19 protein-coding genes are annotated in these 23,315 nt (G+C 68.4%); 6 read left to right on the top strand and 13 right to left on the bottom strand.

The annotated features are described in order from the left end of the window. Positions 1 to 162: 162 nt before the first annotated feature. Positions 163 to 1,647 (top strand): serine/threonine-protein kinase, encoded by a 1,485-nt coding sequence (locus EV643_RS34450; protein ID WP_238165996.1) that lies wholly within the window; start codon positions 163 to 165, stop codon positions 1,645 to 1,647. A gap of 209 nt (positions 1,648 to 1,856) precedes the next feature. Then, positions 1,857 to 3,047, top strand: a complete 1,191-nt coding sequence (locus EV643_RS34455; RefSeq protein WP_133804395.1) for an acyl-CoA dehydrogenase family protein — start codon at positions 1,857 to 1,859, stop codon at positions 3,045 to 3,047. Positions 3,048 to 3,089: 42 nt separating this feature from the next. On the opposite strand, the gene EV643_RS34460 is transcribed toward EV643_RS34455, so the two are convergent. After that, positions 3,090 to 4,073 (bottom strand): ArsR/SmtB family transcription factor, encoded by a 984-nt coding sequence (locus tag EV643_RS34460; protein ID WP_133804477.1) that lies wholly within the window; start codon positions 4,071 to 4,073, stop codon positions 3,090 to 3,092. 121 nt (positions 4,074 to 4,194) lie between these two features. Between EV643_RS34460 and EV643_RS34465 the strand changes: the two genes are divergently transcribed. Further along, on the top strand, positions 4,195 to 6,969 hold the full coding sequence (locus tag EV643_RS34465) for an AfsR/SARP family transcriptional regulator (RefSeq protein ID WP_133804396.1): 2,775 nt from the start codon (positions 4,195 to 4,197) through the stop codon (positions 6,967 to 6,969). A 100-nt stretch (positions 6,970 to 7,069) separates the two neighbouring features. Here EV643_RS34465 and EV643_RS34470 read toward each other — a convergent pair whose 3' ends face one another. Continuing rightward, entirely contained in the window at positions 7,070 to 7,969 is a 900-nt protein-coding gene (locus tag EV643_RS34470; RefSeq protein WP_238165998.1) for a transcriptional regulator, read from the bottom strand. A 63-nt stretch (positions 7,970 to 8,032) separates the two neighbouring features. Beyond that, positions 8,033 to 9,139 (bottom strand): magnesium and cobalt transport protein CorA, encoded by a 1,107-nt coding sequence (locus EV643_RS34475; protein ID WP_133804397.1) that lies wholly within the window; start codon positions 9,137 to 9,139, stop codon positions 8,033 to 8,035. A gap of 113 nt (positions 9,140 to 9,252) precedes the next feature. Here EV643_RS34475 and EV643_RS34480 point away from each other — a divergent pair, with 113 nt between their 5' ends. Continuing rightward, positions 9,253 to 9,768, top strand: coding sequence for a phage holin family protein (locus EV643_RS34480; protein ID WP_133804398.1), 516 nt, complete (start codon positions 9,253 to 9,255; stop codon positions 9,766 to 9,768). Here EV643_RS34480 and EV643_RS34485 read toward each other — a convergent pair. Then, positions 9,765 to 10,748 (bottom strand): ArsR/SmtB family transcription factor, encoded by a 984-nt coding sequence (locus EV643_RS34485; RefSeq protein WP_133804399.1) that lies wholly within the window; start codon positions 10,746 to 10,748, stop codon positions 9,765 to 9,767. The genes EV643_RS34480 and EV643_RS34485 overlap by 4 nt on opposite strands. 205 nt (positions 10,749 to 10,953) lie before the next feature. On the opposite strand from EV643_RS34485, the gene EV643_RS34490 reads away from it, so the two are divergent. Further along, positions 10,954 to 11,472 (top strand): MaoC family dehydratase, encoded by a 519-nt coding sequence (locus EV643_RS34490; RefSeq protein WP_133804400.1) that lies wholly within the window; start codon positions 10,954 to 10,956, stop codon positions 11,470 to 11,472. Positions 11,473 to 11,475: 3 nt separating this feature from the next. Here EV643_RS34490 and EV643_RS34495 read toward each other — a convergent pair whose 3' ends face one another. Genes EV643_RS34495 through EV643_RS34510 form a run of 4 tightly spaced genes read right to left on the bottom strand, consistent with a single transcriptional unit; the run spans position 11,476 to position 15,879 of the window. Beyond that, positions 11,476 to 12,783, bottom strand: coding sequence for an alpha-L-fucosidase (locus EV643_RS34495; RefSeq protein WP_133804401.1), 1,308 nt, complete (start codon positions 12,781 to 12,783; stop codon positions 11,476 to 11,478). A 30-nt stretch (positions 12,784 to 12,813) separates the two neighbouring features. Continuing rightward, a complete protein-coding gene (locus EV643_RS34500) occupies positions 12,814 to 13,662 on the bottom strand; it encodes a carbohydrate ABC transporter permease (protein ID WP_133804402.1) in 849 nt (282 codons plus the stop codon). After that, positions 13,652 to 14,602, bottom strand: coding sequence for a carbohydrate ABC transporter permease (locus EV643_RS34505; RefSeq protein WP_238165999.1), 951 nt, complete (start codon positions 14,600 to 14,602; stop codon positions 13,652 to 13,654). Before EV643_RS34505 ends, EV643_RS34500 begins: the two co-directional genes overlap by 11 nt. Then, positions 14,602 to 15,879 carry an ABC transporter substrate-binding protein gene (locus EV643_RS34510; protein WP_133804403.1) on the bottom strand — a complete coding sequence of 426 codons (1,278 nt, stop codon included), beginning with the start codon at positions 15,877 to 15,879 and terminating at the stop codon, positions 14,602 to 14,604. Before EV643_RS34510 ends, EV643_RS34505 begins: the two co-directional genes overlap by 1 nt. A 198-nt stretch (positions 15,880 to 16,077) precedes the next feature. Between EV643_RS34510 and EV643_RS34515 the strand changes: the two genes are divergently transcribed. Then, entirely contained in the window at positions 16,078 to 16,884 is an 807-nt protein-coding gene (locus EV643_RS34515) for a FadR/GntR family transcriptional regulator (protein WP_133804404.1), read from the top strand. On the opposite strand, the gene EV643_RS34520 is transcribed toward EV643_RS34515, so the two are convergent. From EV643_RS34520 to EV643_RS34540, 5 genes are all read right to left on the bottom strand, one after another. Then, on the bottom strand, positions 16,808 to 18,682 hold the full coding sequence (locus EV643_RS34520; RefSeq protein WP_133804405.1) for a GH39 family glycosyl hydrolase: 1,875 nt from the start codon (positions 18,680 to 18,682) through the stop codon (positions 16,808 to 16,810). The two genes, EV643_RS34515 and EV643_RS34520, sit on opposite strands and share 77 nt — an antisense overlap. An 87-nt stretch (positions 18,683 to 18,769) precedes the next feature. Continuing rightward, the gene (locus tag EV643_RS34525) at positions 18,770 to 20,239 is read right to left on the bottom strand and encodes a glucoamylase family protein (protein WP_133804406.1); all 1,470 of its coding nucleotides are present in this window, start codon (positions 20,237 to 20,239) and stop codon (positions 18,770 to 18,772) included. Between the two features lie 20 nt (positions 20,240 to 20,259). Beyond that, positions 20,260 to 21,075, bottom strand: a complete 816-nt coding sequence (locus EV643_RS34530) for a carbohydrate ABC transporter permease (protein ID WP_238166000.1) — start codon at positions 21,073 to 21,075, stop codon at positions 20,260 to 20,262. Beyond that, positions 21,072 to 22,019: a carbohydrate ABC transporter permease gene (locus tag EV643_RS34535; protein WP_238166001.1), complete on the bottom strand. Its 948-nt coding sequence runs from the start codon at positions 22,017 to 22,019 to the stop codon at positions 21,072 to 21,074. The genes EV643_RS34530 and EV643_RS34535 overlap by 4 nt, the downstream gene beginning before the upstream one ends. Positions 22,020 to 22,023: 4 nt before the next feature. After that, a complete protein-coding gene (locus EV643_RS34540; protein ID WP_133804407.1) occupies positions 22,024 to 23,313 on the bottom strand; it encodes a sugar ABC transporter substrate-binding protein in 1,290 nt (429 codons plus the stop codon). Between the last annotated feature and the right edge of the window lie 2 nt (positions 23,314 to 23,315).

The raw sequence follows: 23,315 nt of genomic DNA on the forward strand, positions 1-23,315 counted from the left end.
CGGCCGCACTGTGGTTCTCCGCAATCCTCTGCTGTGGTTGACCGCAGGTAGCGGACGTGTTGGCTGCAGGTAAAGGAAATGGTCAGGACTCGCCCTCGTCGGCTGGGACGCCTAAGGTGGGGCGGTCGATCCGGCCACGGGCGAAGGTGTTGGGGTGTTGGTGTGAACGGCGAGCTACTCGCAGGGCGGTACCGGAAGGTCGAGCTGCTCGGCCGCGGCGGTGCGGGCGAGGTGTGGCGGGCCGAGGACGAGGTACTGGCCCGGCCGGTGGCGTTGAAGCTGCTGCGCCGGCTGGACGGCGACCCGATGGACGAGGTCGAGCGGTTCCGGATCGAGGCGCAGGCGGCCGCCCGGCTGACGCACCCGAACGTGGTCGCCACGTACGACGTGGGGACGACGGACGACCAGGTGTTCCTGGTGATGGAACTGGTGACCGGCAAGGACCTCGCGCAGTTGCTGAAGACCAACGGGCTGCCGGCCGCGAAGGTGATCGCCGACGTCGCCGTACAGGGTGCCCGGGCCTTGGACGCCGCCCACGCGGCCGGGATCGTGCACCGGGATGTGAAGCCGGGCAACCTGCTGCTCGCGACCGACGGCACGTTGAAGATCACCGACTTCGGGCTCGCGCATACCGGTGGGCTCAACGGAGCGACCGGACCTGTACTGCTCGGTACTGCGGCCTACATCTCGCCCGAGCAGGTCCGTGGTGGGCAGGCGACTCCCGCGAGCGACTGGTACTCGTTCGGTTGCGTCCTGTACGAACTGCTCGAAGGCGTACCCCCGTTCGTGGGTGACAGCGCCGACGCAGTACTGCGGCAGCACCTGGAGACCACACCGATCCCCGTACGCCGCGACGACGCGTCCGACGGGCTCGCCGAGTTGGTGATGCGCCTGCTCGCCAAGGACCCGGCAGAGCGGCCGTCATCGGCGGCGGACGTCACCGGTCTGCTCAGCGGCGACGGTCAGCTGACGGCAGCCCATTCACCGGTCTTCGAGCCGGTCGGTAACGCCACCCAGGTCCTCCCGTTCGTGGCGCCGGCCGCTGCGCTGAGCGGTGGGCAGCCGGCGCAGGACGGGCTGGATGCGGATGGCGGTCAGGGGCATGGCAGTCACGCGGCACCGCGTCGTCCGCTGCCCTTCGCGAAGGCGATCATCGGTGTTGCGGTGGTCCTGGCCGGGATCGTGGCGGCGGCCTTCCTCCGGGAAGGTGTCTCCGATCCGTCCGCCCAAGCCGGTGCGCCACCGTCGACGCCGCCGGCCGCGAAGGCGACCGCAAAGCCGAGCGCACTACCGACGACCCCGAAGCCGACGCCGACGAAGACCGCCCCGAAGACACCGACGGACCAGCCCAGGACCGGCCTGGCGGCGCTGCGGAACCTTGCTCAGCAGCTGCGGGACAACGCACCACCAGGCAAGCGGGGCCGGGTCGCGCGAGAGGCGGCACAAGATATCGACCAGGCGGCCAACGCGGTGGCCGAAGGCGACACCGACAAGGCGGCCGAGAAGTTCCGGGATGCGCGGCGGCGACTGCTGGAGGCGCAGCGCGAAGGGCGGTGGGAGTCCACCCCGCAGATCACCGCGCTGATCGTGAGCCTGAACCAGTTGCTGCCCAGCCAGGACGGCGATCGCCAGAACTCCGAGGAGTGATGGGGACCCGGAGCGGCCGCAGTACAGGAGCGTGAGGCACGCGGGGCTCCGCGGGAGTATGCGCCGGCCTTGCGTTCGTCGTACGGGAGCGTGAGGCACGTGACGGGCTGGGGGTGGCCGGTGTCACAGCGGGTGTCGGGGCTGGACGGGATGCTGGGAGCCGCGATACTCGCGGGTAGGGCACCACGTCTCGATGCAAGGAGCCGCAGATGAGCAGGTTGCAGCAGACCGACGGACTCACCGACATCCAGGAGGAGATCCTGAAGACGGTGCGCGCGTTCGTCGAGTCCGAGATCCTGCCGGTCGCGACCGAGCTGGAGCACAAGGACGAGTACCCGACCGAGATCGTCGAGGGCCTGAAGGAGCTCGGGCTGTTCGGGCTGATGATCCCGGAGGAGTACGGCGGGCTGGGGGAGTCGCTGCTCACCTACGCGCTCTGCGTAGAGGAGATCGCGCGCGGCTGGATGAGCGTGTCGGGCATCATCAACACGCACTTCATCGTCGCGTACATGCTCCTGCAGCACGGGACCGACGAGCAGAAGCGGAAGTACCTGCCGCGGATGGCGACCGGTGACGTGCGGGGCGCGTTCTCGATGTCCGAGCCGGGCTGTGGTTCAGACGTGGCCGCGATCAAGACGAAGGCCGTCAAGGACGGTGACACGTACACGATCAACGGCCAGAAGATGTGGCTGACCAATGGCGGTACGTCGAACCTGGTCGCCGTCCTCACCAAGACCGACGAGGGTGCCGGCTCGGTCTACAAGAACATGACCACCTTCCTGGTCGAGAAGGAGCCGGGCTTCGGCGAGGTGGACAAGGGCCTCACGGTGCCGGGCAAGATCGAGAAGATGGGCTACAAGGGCGTCGACACCACCGAGCTGGTGTTCGACGGATACCGGATCGACGCCGGGCAGATCCTTGGCGGCGTACCGGGCAAGGGTTTCTACCAGATGATGGACGGTGTCGAGGTCGGCCGGGTGAACGTGGCCGCGCGGGGTTGCGGGGTGGCCCGGCGGGCGTTCGAGCTGGGGATCTCGTACGCCCAGCAGCGGGAGACGTTCGGCAAGAAGATCGCCGAGCACCAGGCGGTGCTGTTCCGGCTGGCCGACATGGCGGTCAAGGTCGAGGCCGCGCACGAGCTGATGGTGAAGGCGGCCCGGAAGAAGGACGCCGGGTCACGCAACGATTTCGAGGCCGGGGTCGCGAAGTACCTGGCCAGCGAATACTGCTCGCAGGTGGTGGAGGACTCGTTCCGGATCCACGGTGGCTACGGGTTCTCCAAGGAGTACGAGATCGAGCGGCTCTACCGGGAGGCGCCGATGCTGCTGATCGGCGAGGGGACGGCCGACATCCAGCGGATGATCATCGGCCGCCGGCTGCTCGAGGACTACAAGCTCTGACCATCCGCACAGCGCGGGGCCCGGTCGGATCATGGCTGCCCCCTATGCGATCGGGTGCCGGCTGCCGTCCAGGACGAGGCGGCCGAGGTTGGTGAGGTCGTGGCGGACGGCCTGGCCGACGCGGCGGGTGGTGATCAGGCCCGCATCGCGCAGGATGGCCGCCTGCCGGCTCGCCCCGGCCAGTGAGATCTGGCAGCGCTGCGCGAGCTCTGTCGTCGTACAGCCCTCCGCGATCGACTCCAGAGCCGCGGCCCGCGTGTTGCCCAGCAGGGCGGCCAACGGGTTCGACCGGCGCTCCGTAGTGGTCGGGTGCAGCGATCCGGGAGCGTGCTGCACCGGATAGACCAGCACGGGTGCCAGCTCCGGGTCCCGCAGCTTCGTGGGGGTCTGCCAGCAGAACACGGACGGCTGCAGGCGAAGTCCGCGCCCTTCCAGATAGAGGTCCTGGTCGAGCAGCCCGGCCACCTTGAGCACCGGAGCCTCCCACTTGACCGACGGATGCAGCTTCCCGAGCAGCTCGTCCACGCCGGCCCCCGACAGGTGGTTGACCCGTCGCTGGTGGTCAGCGCGAACCAGGGACCGCATGGCATCCCAGTACGGCGCGATGCTGACCCGGTGGTACGCCCGCAACGCGTGGCCGAGTCCCTTCACCGCGTCACCACGTCCAGCGGCCAGCTCACGGGTCCAGGTCGACCGCGGACGGCGTACGGCGAGCAGGTCGAGCTCCCGTACGAAGCGGTGGCGGGACGTGGACAGCACCCGCTCGACACCGTCGTCGAAGCCGCGCTGGTGGGTGGGGGTGAGGAAGTCCGGGGAGTAGCCGCGTGGGGGAGCGAGCTGCAGCAACTGGGCGGCGGCCTGCCTCGGCAACTGCCGACGGGTCCGTTCCCGCCAGTGGCCGTAGTGCCCCGAACCGTCGCGCACCTGGAGCTGGTGGATGCTCAGCAGCACCTCCCAGAGCGGGTCCGGCTCCTCGGCCAGGGTCGTCCGGGCCAGATCCTGACCAGTGAAGTGGATCCGCAGCATCGGCACCGTCCCCTCCATAGCAGTCCTGTGACCATCCTTGCGCGTACCACCTGTCATGACCCTGTCACGGAGCTGAACACCCGGGGTAGTCTGCGAGCCTGCGGCTGGGGAGCGGAGGGCGATGACAGACGGAGGGCTGGCGCGTCCGCAGATCGCGGTTGGGTTGCTCGGGAACGTCGGCCTGCACATCGACGGCCGACCGGTGGAACTGGGCGGCGAGCGGGTGCGCACGCTACTCGCCGTACTGGCCCTGTCGGCGGGAGACTCGCTGCCCACCACGGTGATCGCCGAACGCGTCTGGGGCGACGACCCGCCCGCCAACATCGGCCCCAGCCTGCACACGCTGATGACCCGGTTGCGGCGAGCGGTCGGTGTGGACCTGGTCAGCACCGGTTCGGCCGGCTACAGCCTGCGGATCGACCCGGACGACGTGGACGCGCTGCGGTTCTCCCGGCTGCTGCGGTCTGCCGCACAGGCCGTCGACGCAGAGCACGAGCATGCGCTGATCGTGGAGGCCATGTCGCTGTGGATGGGGCAGCCGTTCGAGGGCATCCGCTCGGCGTGGCTGGAGTCGGGTGAGGCACCGCGGTTGGTGGAGCAGTACCTGGCCGCGGTCGAGCGCCGGGTCGACCTACGCGTCGACGACCGCCAGTACGGCGAAGTACTGGCCGAGCTGCGCGAGTTGACCAACGCTTACCCATTGCGTGAATCCCTGTGGGTGCGGTTCCTTCGTGTGCTGGCGCAGTGTGGCCGCACTGCCGAGGCGCTCGAGCTGTACGAGTCGGTGCGGCTCCGGATCGCCGACGAGCTCGGGGTCGACCCGGGCGTCGAACTACGTGCTCTGCATGCCGAACTACTCGCCGGCGATCGCCCTCGCCCCGTCCGCAAGATCGTCCCGAACCAGTTGCCCGCCGACGTCCCTGGCTTCACCGGTCGGAAGTCGGTAATGGCGGAGCTCGACCGGATCCTGGCCGGCCGTGGACCGGAATCCCTGGTGACGTTGGTGCTGCACGGTCCGGGCGGAGTGGGCAAGACGAGTCTGGCCGTGCACTGGAGTCACCAGGCAGCCGCGGACTTCCCCGATGGCACGCTGTTCGTGGATCTCGGTGGGTACGGTCCAGGCGAGCCGGTCGACCCTTCGGTGGCCCTGGGGTATTTGTTGCACGCGCTCGGCGTACCGGCTGCTCGGATACCGGCGGAGGTGGACGGGCGGAGTGCGTTGCTGCGGTCCACTCTTGCGGGGCAGCGGGTGTTGCTGGTTCTGGACAACGCGCGCAATGCCGAACAGGTGCGACCGTTGCTGCCCGGCACAGGAGCCGTTGTACTGGTCGCCAGCAGGAGCCGACTGCGTGGACTGGTCGCGCGGGAGGGAGCGCAGCAGCTCCCGGTCGAGCAGTTGTCGACAGCGGACGCGCGGACCTTGTTGTCCGAGCGGCTTGGGGAGACCGGCGAGTCCAAGCTGCTGGACCAGTTGGCGGACAGCTGCAACCACCTCCCGCTGGCCCTGGTGATCGCGGCCGAGCAGATCGCACGCCGCTCCGGTGCAGGGCTCACCGGACTGGCGGAGCTGGTGGAGGAACTCGACGAGCAGCACCTGGACGCGTTCGACACCGGTGACGACGTCGCGACCGACCTGCGTGCTGTCTTCTCCTGGTCGTACCGGGCACTGGACGACGAGGCGGCCCGGCTCTTCCGGATGCTCAGCCTGTACCCGTTCCGCCGGTTCGCGCCGTCGGCGGTCGCGGCGCTGACCGGTCGGGACGAGCGGGCCGCGACCAGACTGCTCCGGCGCCTGACCGATCTGCACCTGACGGTCGAGACCGGTCCGAACCGCTTCCAGCTGCACGACCTCCTGCGCGCGTACGCCGCCGAGCGGTTCGGCGAGACCGACACGCCCGAAGACGCCCGCGTTGCCTGGGAGCGGCTGCTGGACTGGGCGGTCCACTCCGCTCATGCGGCTCGGCGGGTCCTCGGTGAGCCCAACCGGCTGAAGTACCTGGCTGAACCGTTGCCCGACACCGTGCCCGAGTCGTTCGCCGACCAGCAGGCCGCCCTCACCTGGTTCGACGTGGAGTTGCGCGGGCTGATGGCGATGGTGAAGGAAGGGGCGGCCCGGGGTCTGCACGCCGGCGCGGCCAGCCTCGGGCTGTTGTTGTGGACGCACCTGGGCCGCCTGGTGAGCCCGGACGAGTCGATCGCGATCCAGCAGATCTCCGCCGAGTCCGGCCGGCTGGTCGGCAACCGGATGATCGAGGCGCTCGCCCATAACCAGCTCGGCACCAGCTACGGCGCCCGGGGCGACCTGGACCGGACCGAGACCGAGCTGACCCGTGCGCTGCGGGCGTTCGAGGCGATCGGGGCCGAGGCCGGCATCGCGCTGGTCCGGGGCAACCTCGGTTTCCTGTACCAACTCCGCGGCGAGTACGACGAGTCGATCCGGCAGCAGGAGATCGCCCTGGAGATCAACCGACGAGGGGACGACGCCCACGCCGAGTCAGTCGTGCTGAACAACCTGGCGATGACGTACGTCGAGTCCGGCCGGTACGACGAGGCACGGCGTACCGCGGTCGAGGGAGTGCGGCTGAGCGAGAACCTCGCGGATCGGCGGGCACTCAGCTACGTCCGGGACACGCTGGGGCAGGCCTACGTCGGTCTGGGCGAGGTGGAGCTCGCGGCAGAGCAGTTCGAGGCCGCGGTGGTGCTCAACCTCGAGCTGGGAAGCGTGGCGCCGGCGGTCAACGCGCTGGTCCGGATGGGGCAGACGTGGCTTGGCGCGGGCGACCGGGCAGCAGCGCGGACGGCGTGGAACCGCGCACTGGAACTCATCGACGACCACGGCCTGGGCATCCTCGAACCCCGCCGCCCCGAAATCACCGCACTGCTCGAGGATCTCTAGGGGACTTTTCGTCGGCCGCCGGAGCCGTGGCCGGAGAGGAGCCAGATGCCTAGTTGGGTGATCTCATGGCGGACCGACGCGCCGGCCCGCCGGGTGGTGATCAGCCCGGCCTCGCGCAGTACGGTCGCCTGGTGGCTGGCCGCGGCCGCGGAGATGTTGCATCGCTTGGCCAGCTCCGTCGTCGTACAGCCCGACACGGCCGCCTCCAGCGCGGCCGCCCGGGTGGAACCGAGCAGGGACCCCAGCGGGCTGCCGGGCGCGGACTGTTCGCCGGACGACTGCCGCAGGATGCCGGGGCGTGGTGGATCGGGTAGACCAGGATCGGCCTCAGCTCCGGGTCGCACAGCTTGGTCGGCACCTGCCAGCAGAACGCGGACGGCTGCAGCTCGATCCCGCGGCCGTCCAGGTAGAGATCACGGTCGTTCATGTCCAGCACCTGCAGCACCGGCGCCACCCACCGGACCCGCGGGTGCAGCGTCGACAGCAACCGGTCCACGCCGTACCGGGCCAGGGCCTCGCCGCGGTGCGCGTGGTCGGCGGAGACGTGCGCGCCGATGGCCTTCCAGTACGGCGCGATCGCGGCGTCGTGGTACGTCCGGATCGCCCGGCCGAGCTTGTTCATCGTGGCCCGGTCGCCCTCGGCCAGCTCCCGCGTCCACAACGAGGCCGGGCGGTAGTTGCCGAGCAGTTCGAGCTGGCTGCGCAACTGTTGCCGTGGAGTCGCCAGCGTCAGCTCCAGCGACGTCTCGAAGTCGGGCGCCGACGCGTCCGGGGTGAGGAAGTCGGGGGAGTAGCCCCACGGCGGGGTGAGCTCGAGCAGCAGCCGCATCTGGTCCGGCGCGACCGTGGCCCGGACGTGCCGGCGCCAGTCGTCGAACACCAGCGGGCCGTCGGACTGCTGGAGCATGTGCAGGCTGAGCAGGATCTCCCAGGCCGGCGCGGGCCGGGTGGAGATCGTAGTGCGCGCGAGGTCACGCGGCGTGAAGTGGATGCGGAGCACGATGCCCTCCTTGAGCGTCGCGGACCGTGCCGCAGTGCTGACGCTACGCGATGCCCGGGGGCTTCACAGCCATCGATTGCGCTTGAACAGCAGGTAGAGCGTGCTGCACGCGGCCGCCATCACCGCGAGCACGACGAAGTACGCGTACTTCAGCTTCAGCTCGGGCATGTTGTCGAAGTTCATCCCGTAGACCCCGGCGATCATCGTCGGCACCGCGAGGATCGCCACCCAGGCGGAGATCCGGCGCATGTCCTCGTTCTCCGACACCTGCACCTGGGCCAGCCCGGCCTGCAGGATCGAGCTGAGCAACTCGTCGAACGAGACGACCTGTTCCTTCACCCGGAGCAGGTGGTCGTCGACGTCGCGGAAGTAGTTCCGGGTCTCGTCGCTGATCAGCGGGTGCCGCAGGGTCGACAGTGCCCGCATCGGCCCGGTCAGCGGCGCCACCGCCCGCTTCAGCTCCAGCACCTCGCGCTTCAGCTGGTACACCCGGTCGATGCTGTGCCAGCCGCGCGGGGAGAACATCTCGGTCTCGATCTTGTCGATGTCCGCCTGGACCGCGTCGGCCACCTCCAGGTAGGTGTCCACCACGTGGTCGGCGATGGCATGCAGCACGCCGCCCGGCCCGGCCGCCAGCCGGTCCGGCTCCTGCTCCAGCTGCTGCCGCAAACCGGTCAGCTCACTGTGTTCCCCGTGCCGCACGGTGATCACGAACCCGGGCCCGCAGAACACCATCACCTCACCCGACTCGACCACCTCGCTGGTGGCGGTCAGGTCGCCGTGCGGCACGTAGCGGACCGTCTTCAGTACTGCGAACAGGGTGTCGTCGTACCGCTCCAGCTTCGGTCGCTGGTGGGCCTCGGTGGCGTCCTCGAGGGCCAGTGCGTGCAGGCCGAACTCCCCGCCGATCATGGCCAGCTGCTGCTCGTTCGGCTGGAACAGGCCGATCCAGACGAACCCGTCATCGCGCCGGGCCCGTTTCAGCGCGTCCACGTAGCTGGCGATGCGCCGGTCCCGGCGGCCGTCGCGGTAGTACGCCCAGTCGACCAGGGCGCCTTCCAGCTCGCCGCTGCCGACCAGGTCGAGCGGTGGCGGGTCGGCCGGCGCCCGGCGGGTGAAGACCCGTCCGACTCGGCGTGTCGCGCCCAAGTCCCACTTCCGCTCGCTCATCGACGCGAGGCTATCAACGTGCCGTGGCCAGAACGCTCCAGCGGGCCCGTGAGCCAGCAGGGTGACCACCCGTCGGCAATGATGGGAGGAAGCAACAGTGGAGAGGAACGACGATGACCACCCAGGGCATGCCCTCGATGGACCCCCGGCCGACGGGCCTGACGATCGGCACGTACGACACCTACCGGGAAGCGCAGCGAGCGGTCGACTACCTCTCGGACGAGAAGTTCCCGGTCGAGCACACCACCATCGTCGGCAACAACCTGCGTCAGGTCGAGAAGATCACCGGTCGGCTGACTTGGGGGAAGGCGCTCACCGCCGGTCTGGCCAGTGGCGCCTGGTTCGGCCTGTTCGTGGGCGTGCTGCTCGGCCTGTTCACCACCGGCGGCGGCTGGCTCGCCGCGGTGATCACCGGTGTGGTGCTGGGCGCGATCTTCGGGATGGCGTTCGGCGCGATCGGGTACGCCCAGCTGGGCGGCCGCCGCGACTTCACCTCGCGCACCGCGGTGGTCGCGACGACTTACGACGTGCTGTGCGACTTCAAGTTCGCCGAGGAGGCGCGCAACCACCTGGCCAAGCTGGCGCTCAAGGGTGAAGTGGCCCCACGCCTGCCGGAACAGTCCAACTAGACCGGGGCGCTGCCCTCGAGTAGTGCATGGCCCAGCTGGGTCGCCAGGTGCTGGACGGACTTGCCACGCCGGCGCGACTCGATCAGCCCCGCGTCCCGTAGTACTGCGGTCTGGTGGCTCGCCGTCGCCAACGTGATCCGGCAGGCGGTCGCCAGCTCGGTGGTCGTCCGGCCGTCGACCGTCATCGCCAGTACGGCCGCCCTGGTCCGGCCCAGTAGCGCCCCCAGCCGTTGCTGGGTATCAGCGGACGACCGGTCGGCGAGCAGCAGACCACGCGCGGTCCGGATCGGGAACACCAGCACCGGTGGCAGCCCTGGATCCCCCAGCTTCGTCGGGTGCTGCCAGCAGAAGTACGACGGTTGCAGGCGCAGACCACGACCGTCCAGGCGGACCTCCTCGTCCCGGAACGCCGCGATCTCCAGTACCTGGCCCCGCCACCGTGCCTGCGGGTGGATCGCCTCCAGCGCGGCCCCCACCCCACCGGTCACCATCTGGGTCATCCGCTGCCGATGGTCGGCCCGGACAGCGTTCGTCAGCGAGCCCCAGTACGGCGCGAGCGCGGTGCGGTGGTAGACGCGAGTGGAGTGGCCGAGTCGGTGCAGTGCCTCCGGCCGTACCTCGGCGAGGTGCCGGATCCAGGTGACCGCACTCTGCCGCGCCGCCAGCTTCGACAGGTCGTGCCGGACCCGATCGCGGGGCGCTGACAACATCCCGTCCAGTCCGGCGTCGAACCCGCCCGTACTGGCCGCCGGGGTGAGGAAGTCGGGGGAGTAGCCGACGGGTGGGGCCAGGGCGGCCAGGGGGCCTACCGATTCGCGGGGGAGCTTCCGGCGCATCCGCTGCCGCCAGGCGCCGTACGGGACCGGGCCGTCCTCGACCTGCAACATGTGCAGGCTGAGCAGCACCTCCCACAGCGGATCCGGATCGGCCGCGAGCGTCGTACGCGCCAGGTCCTCTGCGGTGAAGTGGATCCGCAACATGCCGTCCTCCCGGATTCCGGTCGTCTCTGCTCCAGCGCGAACACTGACGCCTGAAGCGGGCGGGATGGTTGCACCTAGGTTGAAGGAGCTCCGGTGAGACAAACGCCACGGCTGAGAGGCAGGGCATGTTAGGAAGGCCACGCGCGCGTCATCTGCCGACCGCGGGCCGGATCAGGTAAGCATTGCGGTGACGGAAGGAGCGGGAATGCAGTTCGGGCGCAGTTACGAGGAGTTCGAGGTCGGTGCGGTCTACAAGCACTGGCCCGGTAAGACGGTCACCGAGTACGACGACCACCTGTTCTGCCTGCTCACCATGAACCACCACCCGCTGCACCTGGACGCGAACTACGCCGGCGAGACCACCCAGTTCGGCAAGAACGTTGTGGTTGGCAACTACATCTACTCGATCCTGCTCGGCATGTCGGTCCCGGACGTGAGCGGCAAGGCGATCGCGAACCTGGAGATCGAGTCGCTCCGGCACGTCGCGCCGACCTTCCACGGCGACACGATCTACGGCGAGACGATCGTGCTGGACAAGTGGGAGTCGAAGTCCAAGGACGATCGCGGCGTGGTCTACGTGGAGACCAAGGGCTACAAGCAGGACGGCACCGTCGTCTGCCTGTTCAAACGCAAGGTCATGGTCCCGAAGAACAACTACCTGGACGCGCGTGGTGGCGAGCAGCCCGGCCGTCCCGTTCCGGCCGAACCGCCCGCCACCAACTGACAATCAGGCCAGGAACAGCTCGATCACCGGTACTGCGACATCGGGCTTCTGGATCGGGAGTTCGAGGGTGAGGGTGTCCGCCGCGAGGCCGCCCATTCGGGTGTTCTGAGCGGTCTGGTGCGGGTCGTTGACGATCTGCTTGATCTCGGACGCGTCGTTCAGCAGTTGCGCGTACTTCACCTTGCCGGCCAGCCCAGGCAGGTGCACGTGCTGCATCGGCCAGGAGAACAGGTGCAGGTAGAGCCGGTCACCGCGTTGCGTGTACCGGCAGTCGAGCGGTGCGGTGAACTCGCTCGGCCTGGCACCCCGTACCGACCGCTCGTGCACCCGGAACCACTCGCCGATCTGCGCCAGCGTGTCCAGCGCCCGCGGGTCGAACTCGCCGCGCCCGGTCGGGCCGACGTTGAGCAGCAGGTTGCCGTCCTTGGAGACCGAGTCGACCAGCATCCGGACGAGCAGGTCGGGTGACTTCCAGTCCAGGTTGTCCCGGTCGTATCCCCAGCTGCCGTTGAGGGTCTGGCAGGCTTCCCAGATCAGCGGCTTGCCGTCTCGCTGCATCGGGCCGCTCGGCTGGTACTGCTCCGGCGTGACGAAGTCGCCCGGGATGTCCAGCCGGTCGTTGATCAGGATGTCCGGCTGCAGTTCCCGGACCATCGCCATCAGTTCCTCCGACCGCCAGTCGTCGCGGCCCTTGCCGTGACCATCCCGGCCGTCGTCGTACTTGCGGCCCGGGTAGGAGAAGTCGAACCACATGATGTCGATCGGCCCGTAGTTCGTCAGCAGCTCACGGGTCTGCGCGTGCAGGTAGTCGGCGTACACCTGGACGTCCCGGCCGGCCGCCTTGGCGATGGCCTCCTCGTCGTCGCGCTGCGGGTGGACGAGGTCGATCGGGAACTCGGGGTGGTGCCAGTCGATCAGCGAGTGGTAGAACCCGACCCCGAGCCCTTCGGCCCGGCACGCCTCGACGAACGGCCCGACCAGGTCCTTGCCCCACGGAGTCTTCGCCACCGTGTAGTCGGACACCGCGGAGTCCCACAGGCAGAAGCCTTCGTGGTGCTTCGTCGTCAGTACGGCGTACTTCATGCCGGCCGCACGCGCCGCGGCGGCCCATTTCCGTGGATCGTAGAGATCGGGCTCGAAGTGGTCGAAGTACGGCTGGTAGTCCTCGTCGGTGAGCCGCTCGCGGTTCTTCACCCATTCGTGCCGGGCGGGCAGCGAGTACAGCCCCCAGTGCACGAACAGGCCGAACCGCCAGTCCTGGAACTTGGCCACGGACGATGCGGGCGGGAACGACGACGGGGCGTCGGTCATGTCAACACTCCTTGGATTTCGACGTGGGTTTCACCGGCCGCCGAGGCCGGTGACGAGCAGACCGCGGACCAGGTGCTTCTGCAGCAGGACGACGAGCAGGATGGTCGGCAGCATGGACAGCACGGACGCGGCCATCATCAGGTTCCACTGGGTGCCCTGCTGGCCGATGAACTGGGCCAGGCCGAGTGGCACGGTGCCCTTGTCCGCGACGCTGTTCACGATGATCAGCGGCCACAGGAAGCTGCCCCAGAAGCTGATGAAGGTGAACACGGTCAGCACGGCGATGGCCGGCCGGGCCAGCGGCAGCATGATCCGCAGGAACGAGCGGAACGGCCCGCACCCGTCCACCCGGGCCGCCTCTTCGAGCTCGACCGGGACGGTGAGGAAGAACTGCCGGAGCAGGAAGGTGCCGAACGCGGTGAACGCCCAGGGCAGGATCAGCGCCCAGTAGCTGTCCACCCAGCCGAGCGACTGCATCAGCCAGTACATCGGCACGATCAGCACTTCCTGCGGCACCATCAAGGTGCCCAGGAACAGCACGAACAGTTGCTCACGGCCCCTGAACCGCAGCCGGGCGAACGCGTACGCCGACAAACTCGACGCGACCACCACGACCAGCGTCCCGGCCACCGCGACGAACAGGCTGTTCAGGAAGTAGCGGCCGAACGGCGCGAAGGTGAACGCGTCGGCGTAGTTCTGCCAGCGGATCTCGGAGCCGAACAACTCGGGCGTCGGCGTGAACACCTCGTCGGCCGGCTTCAGCGAGGTCGCGACGGCGTACACCAGCGGGCCCATGAAGACGATGGCGACGGCGATCAGGAGGATGTGCGAGACCCCGTTGCGCACCTTGGCGACGGGGCTGTTGGCATCAGACGTCATAGTGCACCCACCGCTTCTGGCCGAAGAACTGGATCGCGGTGATGCCCATGATGATCACGAACAGCACCCAGCCCGCGGCCGACGCGAGTCCCATGGTCAGGAACTGCCAGCCCTGGTTGTAGACGTACATGACGATGGTCTGGGTGGCCACACCCGGACCGCCCTGGGTCAGGATGAACGGCTGGGCGAACACCTGGAACGAGGTGATCAGCGTCATCGTGGTGGCGAAGAAGATCGACGGCGTGATCATCGGCCAGGTGACGTACCGGAACCGTTGCAGCGGCCCGGCACCGTCGATCTGGGCCGACTCCAGCTGCGACTGCGGCACCTGGTCGAGTGCGGCGGAGAAGACCAGGAAGTTGTAGCCGAAGCCCTGCCAGACCGACATCGCCACGACCGCCGGCATCGCCCAGTTCGACGACCCGAGGAAGTTCGGGGCGTTCACGCCGAACCAGCTCTGCATCCCGCCGTCGATCAGACCGCCGGGCTGGAACAGCAGCCGCCAGACCATCACATTGGCCACCATCGGCGTCATCACCGGGATGAAGAACAGCACCCGGAACGCCTGCCGGCCCCTGATCTTCGGCCCCAGCCAGACCGCGAGCCCGAGCGAGACGACCACGTTCAGCGGTACGTACAGCACCACGAACAGCGTGGTGTTCAGCACGACCCGGCGGAACACCGGGTCGTTCAGCAGGTGCGTGTAGTTCTCGATGCCGAGGAACTTGCGCTCGCCGAACACCGGCCAGTCGAACAGGCTGATCCCCAGCGCCATCGCGGTCGGGAACAGCGTGAACAAGGCGAGGCCGACCAGGCTCGGGGCCAGGAAGACCCCGGCGTACCGGCCGTCCTTCCGCAGCGCGGGCCGCCGCCCCACCGGGCGGCCGCCGGAGGGGCGGCCGGCCGGCGGAGCGACGGTCGTGGTTTGAGCGGTGGACATCAGGACCCAGCGCCCGCCTGGTCCTGGATGGTCTGCAGCGCCTGCTCCGGCGGGATCTCACCGTTCAGCGCCTGAACCCCGAAGCGGGTGAGCAGGTCGGACACCTGGACCCAGTTCTTCGAGGTGACCAGCGGGACCGAGTTCTCCGAGGCGTAGTCGATCGTCTCCTTCGCGCCGTCGATGCCCGCCGCGGTGAACCAGGCCGGGTGCGCGGCGATCCGGGCCGGGTACGCCCGGCCGGCCGCGGCCAGCGTGGTCAGCGGCTTCTCGCTCGTCATCGACATGATCGCCTGGAAGGCGGCGTCCGGGGTCTTGCACGACCGGGAGATGCCGAAGCCCGAGCCGGCGGTGTACGTCTTGGAGCCGTCCGGTCCGGCCGGGATCGGTGCGATGCCGAGCTGGAACTTGACCTTGCCCTTGGTGTCGATCAGCGACCACGGCCCGTTCAGCTGCATCGCAGCCTTGCCGGCGACGAACTGCTGGGTCTCGAAGTCGGGGTTGCCGCCCGGCACCTGCGGCGCGATCTTGTCGGTCTTGACGAAGTCGGCGTACTTGGTGAATCCCTCGACGAACTTGCCGTCGGTGAGGTTCAGCTTGCCGTCGGCGAGCGGCTCCGCGCCGGTCATGGTCCGCACCCAGGACGTGACGCCCAGGTCGCCGGGTCGAGTCACCAGCCCGGTCTTCCCGCCGGCGGTGAGCTTCCTCGCGGCCGCCGTGAACTCGTCCATCGTCCAGCCCGGCTTCGGCTCGGCCACACCGGCGGCCTTGAACAGGTCGCGGTTGTAGAAGATCACCATCGGGCCGGAGTCGTACGGGATCGCGATCTGCTTCCCGTCCACCTTGAGGCCGTCCATGATCGGCTTGTCGAAGTCCTCGGTCTTCAGGCCGTACTTGCTCATCAGATCGTCCAGCGGCAGCATCGCGCTCGCGTACGACGTGGTCCGCAGGCTCTGCATGCCGATGATGCAGGGAGCCTTTCCGCTGGCCAGCAAGGTGCCGATCTTGGACCAGTAGCTGTCCCAGTCGGTGCCCTGGAGCTTGACGGTGATCCCGGCGTGATCGGTGGTCGCCTGGTCGGCGACCTTCTGCCAGGCCGCCACATCCTCGGTGCCGCCGACCCAGAACGACCAGGTCAGGTCGGCCTTGTCGGCGGACCCGGATCCGTCGCCGCTACCGCCGCTGCCGTCGTTGCCCCCGCACGCAGCCACGGCCGTCAGCGCGATGGCCGACAAGGTGGCGATCGCCCAGCGGCGGGCTCGCGCTGGTTTTCGGTACATCCTGACCTCCAGGGGAACTGATACCTCGAAGAAACGAACTGATTCATCCGATCTATATGCCGTCCCCTTGACATGAGTCAACAGTTCGTGTCCTTAATTCAGGGTCGAAACGTAATGGTGAGCGTGAAAAGCGCCCCAGACGTCCGATGTATGCGACGCTGACATCGGATGTTTCCACCGTCAGGCCAGGAGGTGTACGTGCGGGTCACCGACGAGGCGATCGACCGGATCAAGCAGATGATCGTGACCGGCGAGCTGCGGCCCGGCGACCGGCTGCCACGCGAGCCGGATCTGGCCGCGCGCCTCGGCCTGTCCCGGAACTCGCTGCGCGAGGCGGTCAAGGCGCTCGCGCTGATCCGGGTGCTCGAGGTCCGGCAAGGTGACGGGACGTTCGTGACGAGTCTCGATCCGGCGCTGCTGATGGAGACGATGGGGTTCGTGCTGGACCTGCACCAGGACGCGTCGGTGCTGGAGTTCTTCGAGGTACGCCGGATCCTCGAGCCGGCCGCGGCCGCGCGGGCCGCCCTGCGGATGCCTGGCTCGGACATCGCCACGCTGCGCAAGCTGCTCGACGAGCTCGGCCCGGAGCCGTCGGTGGAGGACCTGCTCGCCAGTGACGTGGAGTTCCACCGGCTGCTCGCGGTCGGCAGCGGCAACCGCGCGCTCGCCTCGATGATCGACAGCCTGCGCCAGCCCACCTACCGGGCCCGGATCTGGCGCGGCCTGACCCAGAACGACGCCGTCGCCCGGACGCTGGCCGAACACCGGGCGATCCTCGACGCGATCGAGGGGCGCGAGCCCGAAGTGGCCAGGTCCTGGGCGACGGTGCACATCGCCGGCGTCGAACGCTGGATCACCGAGGCGGTCAGCCTCGACCCGGACCTGCTGGAGCACGAGCTCGAGTCGGTCGAGCCCGAGCTCGGCGAGCTCAGCGGGCGCGGAACTCGAGCAACACCGCGGAAGGCATCGGCAGCGTCAGCTCGACGGAGGACAGGTTCCAGGTGAGTGGAGTGCTGACCAGCTGGCTCCTCCGGGCCAGCTCACGCCAGTGCTGATCGGTCGCCGGCCAGTCGCCGATCCCGAGGTCGGCGGCCGCCGCCACCAGATCACCGGACCCGGACGGCGGGGCGCCTGATCCGTACGGCGGGGTCGAGTCGCCTGATCCGGTCGCCGAATTGCGGGTAGTCAGGTACGTCGCGGTGCCCTGCCAATCCCCGGCGAGACCAGGGAGATCGACGCGGATCCGGCGGGTCAGCTCCGGTGCGCCGGAGGCCTTCGTCTGGTCGAGCGTGAGGTTCCACAGCAGGATCGCGATCCGGTCCTGGTCGCGCGACGCCCAGGCCTCGACCAGACTGCCGCCGCCGTCACCTTCCACCGTGATCGGCAGCTCGACCGGACCGAGCCGGCTGAGCAGACTGAGCGCGTGGTACCGCGGTTTCGGCAACCCGCCGACCGTCTGCAACCCGAATCCGCCGTGCAGCAACCGCGGCGGCCGCCCGAGTTCCTCGAAATGGTCCGAAGCGACCCAGTACGCGAGCGCGTCCACCCGCCCCGCCGCCGACCGCATCCCGCGCACCAGGAACACGCCCGAGAACACCGAGTCGCTGATCGGATTGAAGTGCGTCGGCGTGACACCCCACTCGGTCCACAGGATCCGCGCCTCGCCGAACCCATGCCGCTCCAGCGAAGCCCGTACGTCGAGCGGCGGACTCCCGTACGTGTGCGTGGAGACGAAGTCCACCGGCGAACCCACTTCGGCCGCATGCGCCAGCAGATCGTCGACCCAACCGGCCGCGGCCGACGACGGACCACCGACCGCGATCCGCTCGTCCACCGACTTCACGGCGGCCGCGCTCACGTCGTACAGGCGCATCCATTCGGCCTTGGTGCCGGACCAGAAGACCTCGAGGTTGGCCTCGTTCCAGACCTCGAAGTCCCAGGTCAGCACCTCGTCCTGGCCGTACCTGTCGATCAGGTGTTCCACCAGTTTCCGGACGAGTTCGCCCCACCGCTCGTACGACTTCGGCGGCGAGATGATCGCGCCGTACTCGAAGACCACTTTGGACGGATCACTGGCCAGATCCCGCGGCATGAAACCGAGTTCGACCACCGGGCGCAGGCCGATCGCGAGCAGCTTGTCGTAGATCGTGTCGACCACGGTGAAGTCGTACACCGGCTGTCCGGCTGACTCGGTGTACACGCGGGTGTCGTCGTGGAAGATCGCGTGCGCGCGCACCGTCCGGACGCCGATCTCGTCGTGCATCCGGCGCAACGCCTGTTCCAGTTCGGGACCGATCTGGCGGCCGCCGGTCACGTCGGTGCAGAGCAACTGGCTGAGCCGCTCGCTGCCGATCATCGGAACCCAGGGCCGGTGCAGCTCGGTGCCCTCAGCAACGGCATCCACCGTCACCGTCACCACTGGAACCGTGCCGTCGGCAACCAACGGTACGGCCCCGGCGGTCTCACTCGCGCGACCCGCGACCGTCACCTCGGGCACGCTCACCACCGCATAGCGGTACGGCGTACCGGGGGTGCAGGTGGTGTCGACATACGGCGGGGCCGGGACCGACAGGACGTCACCGCTGTGGTGGTCCACCGGTTCGAGTGGACCGTCCTCTGTCGCCCGGAGGATCAGGTAGCCGACCGCACCGGGAACGGGTTCCCAGTCGATCGTCACCTGCCCGATCCCGCCGACCGCGGTCACCTCCTTCGGCGGATCGAGATCCGGGAACTCGAACTCGCGGTCCTCGTCACTGCGGACCGCGATCCGAGCGTCCCAGTCGGCCTTCGCATCGCTCTGCATCAATCAAACTCCAGCTAGCTGTCGTCGTTGCGTCCGAAGAACCTTGCGTCATAACCCAAGGTTCTTCGGACGCAAGCGGTCAAGGGGTCAGTCGAGGCCCGCGGTGAATTCCTCCATGGCGATCAGGGGGCGGATGTGCTGGGTGGGGCCGCCGGGGGTGAAGTTGCGCCGGATCACGTCGCCGGCGAAGACGTTGCCGATGGCACCCATCACCATCGCCTGGTCCAGCGAAAGGTAGCGCTTGGCGATCAGGCCCGATCGCACCGCCACCGAGTCGTAGAACCCGCCGGCGCTGTAGGCGTGCAATGTCGACTCGATCTTCGCGAGGTTGTCGATCGCCTGCCGCGGCGCGTACTGCATGGCGAGGAAGGCCGCGTGCGGCGTGACCACACCGTCGCCGAACGTCGGGTCGGGGTTCGTGCCCTCCCGGCAGCCGTCGAAGCCGGCGTCGTAGTTCGTCGCCTCCAGGTCGGACGGGTAGCCGCCGGGGTCCATCCCGATCGCGTCGACGCCGTACACGGAGTACCCGCCGCGTGGATTGCTGGCCGGCGAGAAACCCCAGTAACCGTACTTCGCGTCGTACAGCCCGTGTTCGATGTGGATGCGGACCGTGAGCGGGTGGTTGAGTCCCCAGCTCCGCGGCGCCCAGCTCGACTCCGGCACGAACAGGTCGGGCATCAGCGACTCGAACATGTCGCCGCCCCACGACGGTACGAGCCGCATCCCGCGGTAGGAGTAGGAGCCCTCGAACACGTCGATACCGAGGTACGTCCGGTGCACGCCGACCGGCCTCTGCTCCACCCAGGACCAGTCGCAGGACTCCGGGAAGGTCCGGTACGTCGCGAAGTACTGCTGCGGCGGGACCTGTCCGCGGGCGATACCGATGTACGGCGCGATCCGTGCCTCGGTGTTGCAGGTGTCGTAGTGGAACTTGCGGTAGTACACGTCCGGACCGATGCCGGCGTGGTTGCCCTTGTCGGTCGCCTCGTCCGGCGGCGAGGTCTCGAAGAAGCCGCCACGCATCAGCCCCGCGCCGAGTCCGGGCCGGGCGTCGGGGTTGTAGTAGAAGGCGAAGTTCATCTTGTTCAGCAGGGGATCCGCGAGCCGGCGGGCGCCCGGTACGGCGTTGCGGACGACCATCAGGGCGGCCGCGAACCAGCCGTTGTCGACGCTGGACACGAACGGCGTGATCGGCCGGGTGCCGTCGGGATCGGTGTACAAGACCTCACCAGTGGCCTCGTCGTACCAGTTGAAGTACATCCCGCTCGGGTCGTGATGGTCGACGCGGGTCATCGTGGTCAGCGTCTGGTTGATCCGGTGCAGCGCCTCGGCGGGCGAGATGATGCCGAGCTCGCGCGCGACCAGGCTGCGCCAGGTGTCGCGGGCCCAACGGCCGACGACGGCCCGGTCCTGGCGATTCGGTTGCCACCCTCCGCGCAGGATCTCGGCCGGGCTGCGCGGACCGGCGTACGAGGTGCTCGCGGCGCCCGCGGTACCGATCAGAGCGGCGGATCCGGTGGCGGCGAGCAGGGTGCGGCGACTGATGTTGGCGGTCATCTTGTCTCCAAAAAGGGGGTCTATTTGATGCCGGTGATCGCTATGCCCTTGGTGACGTGCCGTTGGAAGGCGAGGAACATCACCAGCACTGGGATGACGACCACGACCGCGCCGGCCATCAGCAGGCCGAAGTTCTGCGCGTTCTGGCCGGTCGAGTACAGCGCCAGGGCGACGGGCAGGGTGTACTTGTCCTCGGTCTGGGCGATCACCAGCGGCCAGAGGAAGTTGTTCCAGGAGCCGAGGAAGGTGAGGATGCCGAGCGTGGCCAGGGCCGGCCTGGTCAGCGGCAACATGATCCGGGCAAATATCCCCAGCTCGCTGCTGCCGTCCACCCGGCCGGCGTCCATCAGGTCGTCCGGCAGCCCGGAGAAGAACTGCCGCATCAGGAAGACGCCGAACGGCGACACCAGGAACGGCAGGATCAGGCCGGGATAGCTGTTCGCTAGCCCGGCGTTGGTGACGAGCACGAACAGCGGCACGAAGGTGACCATGCCCGGCACCATCAGGGTGGCCATCACCAGCAGGAAGAGCGCGTTGCGGCCCTTGAACCGCAGCTTGGCCAGCGCGTAACCGATCATCGAGCAGAAGACCAGATTGCCGGCCGTCACCGCCAGCGCCACGATCGTCGAGTTGAGGAAGTAGCGCGGGAAGTTCGCCTTGTTGAACAGGTCGTCGTAGTTCTGCGTGGTCGGTGCCTCCGGCCACCAGGTCGGCGGCACCCGGAGCAGTTCGCCCTGGGTCTTGAAGCTGCCCAGGAACATCCAGGCGAACGGCGCGGCCACCGCGATCAGGCCGAGGACGCCGATCAGGTAGATCCACCAGGTACGGCGCATCATTTCTCCCTCAGCACCCGGAACTGGATGAACGTGACGACGGCGATCACCACGAACAGCAGGTAGCTCATCGACGTGGCCAGGCCGTAGTTGCCGAAGCCGAACTGCTGGTAGGTGTACATCGACACCGAGATCGTGCTGTTCAGCGGACCGCCCTGGGTCATCACGAACGGCTCCTCGAAGAACTGCAGGTACCCGATCCCGGTGACCACGCTGGTGAACAGGATGGTCGGCCGCAGCAACGGCAGGATGAGGTACCGGAATCGTTGCCACGGGCCCGCACCGTCGATCTGGCCGGCCTCCTCGACGGACTGCGGGATGCCCTGCAGCCCGGCGAGGAAGATGATCATCGCGGAGCCGAAGTTCCGCCAGGCCGCCATCACGATCAGCGACGGCATCGCCCAGGTCTTCGAGGCCAGCCAGTTCGGCCCGTCGATGCCGACCCAGCCGAGCACCGTGTTCAGCAGGCCGGCGTCCGGCGCCAGCACGAACCGCCAGATCACCGCGATCGCGACGATCGAGGTCACCACCGGCAGGTAGTAGCCGACCTTGAACACGGCCGTGAATCGCTTGAGACCGCGGTCCAGGAGGACCGCCGCCGCCAGCGCCAGCACGAGGGTCAGCGGCACCCCGACCACGACGAAGTACGCCGTGTTGAGCGCGGACCGGCGGAACGTCTCGTCGGACAGCGCCTTCACGTAGTTGTCGAACCCGACCCCGTTCACCGACAACGGCGTCCGCAGGTCGCGCTGCCGGATGTCGGTGAAGCTCATCCCGAGCGAGCCGAGCACCGGCCCGGCGGTGAAGGCCAGGAACAGCACGACGAACGGCAGCACGAGGATCCACGCGGCGGCGGTCTGATGGTCGAGTTTGCGGCGCCCCCGCCCCGGCGGCCGATCAGGCCTCCGGACGCGGGTAGCCGGTTCCCGCACAGTGGTGGACGACATCAGCTCAGCTGCCGGTCCCGATCGACGCGGCCTTGGCTTGGGTGGCCTTCGCGGTGTCGGCCGGCGACTGCCCGGCCTTGGCCAGCTTCTCGATCTCGGCGTCGAACGCGGTCGCGACCTGCTCCCAGTTCACGATCGCCGGCGGCGCCTTCGCGGTCTCCAGCTGCTTGCCGAACACCGGCAGCAGCGGGTCGCTCGCGATGCTCGGGTCCTGCCACGCGCTCTGTACGGCGGGCAGATCGGTGGACTGCTTGAACCACTCCGCCTGCGTCTTCGGGTCCGACAGCCACTGGACCAGCTTCCACGCGCTGTCCTTGTTCTTGCTGGTCTTGAACACCACGAAGTTGCTGCCGCCGACGAACGAGGTCGAGGTCTTGTTCTTCGGGATCTCGAAGACGCCGATGTTCTGCTTCATCTTGTCGCCGCCGAGCTTGGCGATCGAGCCGACCATCCACGGCCCGGAGATGAACATCGGCACCTGGCCGCTGACGAACTGCGCCTCGGTCTGGTTCGGTGGCAGGTCGGTGCCGGCCAGCTTCTCGGTGAAGAAGGACTGGTAGTACTTCAGCCCCTCCTGCATCTCCGGGGTGTCGAAGGTGAACTGCTTGTCGTCGTCGGTGGTCAGGTTCGCGCCGGCGGACCAGGCGAACGGCATCACCGTCTGCCAGGAACCCTGACCGCCCGGCTGCAGGTTGATCCCGTACTTCGCGCCGGCCTTGTCCTGCATCGCCTTCGTCATCGCCTTCAGGCCGTCCCAGTCCGTCGGCGGAGTGGTGATTCCGGCCTTCGCGGCGAGGTCCTTGCGGTAGTAGACCAGCCGCGTCTCGACGTACCAGGGGACGCCGTAGCTGACGTCACCGACCTTGGTGGTGTCCAGCGCGCCCGGGAAGAAGCCGGACGTGTCGATCGAACTCGGGGTCGGGTCGAGCGCGCCGAGGTCGGCGAACTCGCCCATCCAGGTGGTGCCGACCATCGCGGCGTCCGGCAGGCTCTGCGCGGTGATCGCGGTGGTGAACTTGTTGTGCGCCGCGTCCCACGGGATCGGCGTCACGGTGACCTTGACGCCGGGGTTGGCCTGCTGGAACGAGGTGAGCAGCTTGGGCAGGTTCTCGCCCTCGGTGCCCATCGCCCACACGGTCAGCTCGCCGGTGGCCGGGCCGCTGCCCACGCTGGTGGTTGCCGTGGGCGCCGATTCGGGGGAGTCCTCGGACCGGCCGCAGCCCGCTAGCGCGAGTGCGGTGGCAGTAAGGGCAGCGCTGCCGATCACCAGCCGGCGGCGGATGCTGTTGGTCATTC

This window comes from Kribbella caucasensis, assembly GCF_004361855.1.
In the GTDB taxonomy this organism is placed as follows: domain Bacteria; phylum Actinomycetota; class Actinomycetes; order Propionibacteriales; family Kribbellaceae; genus Kribbella; species Kribbella caucasensis.

Bases quoted from the DNA above. Each gene is read 5' to 3' on its own strand.
- EV643_RS34540 (WP_133804407.1), bottom strand. From the start codon at position 23,313: ATGACCAACAGCATCCGCCGCCGGCTGGTGATCGGCAGCGCTGCCCTT.
- EV643_RS34495 (WP_133804401.1), bottom strand. From the start codon at position 12,783: ATGACCGACGCCCCGTCGTCGTTCCCGCCCGCATCGTCCGTGGCCAAG.
- EV643_RS34455 (WP_133804395.1), top strand. From the start codon at position 1,857: ATGAGCAGGTTGCAGCAGACCGACGGACTCACCGACATCCAGGAGGAG.
- EV643_RS34510 (WP_133804403.1), bottom strand. From the start codon at position 15,879: ATGTACCGAAAACCAGCGCGAGCCCGCCGCTGGGCGATCGCCACCTTG.
- EV643_RS34465 (WP_133804396.1), top strand. From the start codon at position 4,195: ATGACAGACGGAGGGCTGGCGCGTCCGCAGATCGCGGTTGGGTTGCTC.
- EV643_RS34500 (WP_133804402.1), bottom strand. From the start codon at position 13,662: ATGACGTCTGATGCCAACAGCCCCGTCGCCAAGGTGCGCAACGGGGTC.
- EV643_RS34475 (WP_133804397.1), bottom strand. From the start codon at position 9,139: ATGAGCGAGCGGAAGTGGGACTTGGGCGCGACACGCCGAGTCGGACGG.
- EV643_RS34530 (WP_238166000.1), bottom strand. From the start codon at position 21,075: ATGATGCGCCGTACCTGGTGGATCTACCTGATCGGCGTCCTCGGCCTG.
- EV643_RS34490 (WP_133804400.1), top strand. From the start codon at position 10,954: ATGCAGTTCGGGCGCAGTTACGAGGAGTTCGAGGTCGGTGCGGTCTAC.
- EV643_RS34520 (WP_133804405.1), bottom strand. From the start codon at position 18,682: ATGCAGAGCGATGCGAAGGCCGACTGGGACGCTCGGATCGCGGTCCGC.
- EV643_RS34480 (WP_133804398.1), top strand. From the start codon at position 9,253: ATGACCACCCAGGGCATGCCCTCGATGGACCCCCGGCCGACGGGCCTG.
- EV643_RS34460 (WP_133804477.1), bottom strand. From the start codon at position 4,073: ATGCTGCGGATCCACTTCACTGGTCAGGATCTGGCCCGGACGACCCTG.
- EV643_RS34505 (WP_238165999.1), bottom strand. From the start codon at position 14,602: ATGTCCACCGCTCAAACCACGACCGTCGCTCCGCCGGCCGGCCGCCCC.
- EV643_RS34485 (WP_133804399.1), bottom strand. From the start codon at position 10,748: ATGTTGCGGATCCACTTCACCGCAGAGGACCTGGCGCGTACGACGCTC.
- EV643_RS34535 (WP_238166001.1), bottom strand. From the start codon at position 22,019: ATGTCGTCCACCACTGTGCGGGAACCGGCTACCCGCGTCCGGAGGCCT.
- EV643_RS34525 (WP_133804406.1), bottom strand. From the start codon at position 20,239: ATGACCGCCAACATCAGTCGCCGCACCCTGCTCGCCGCCACCGGATCC.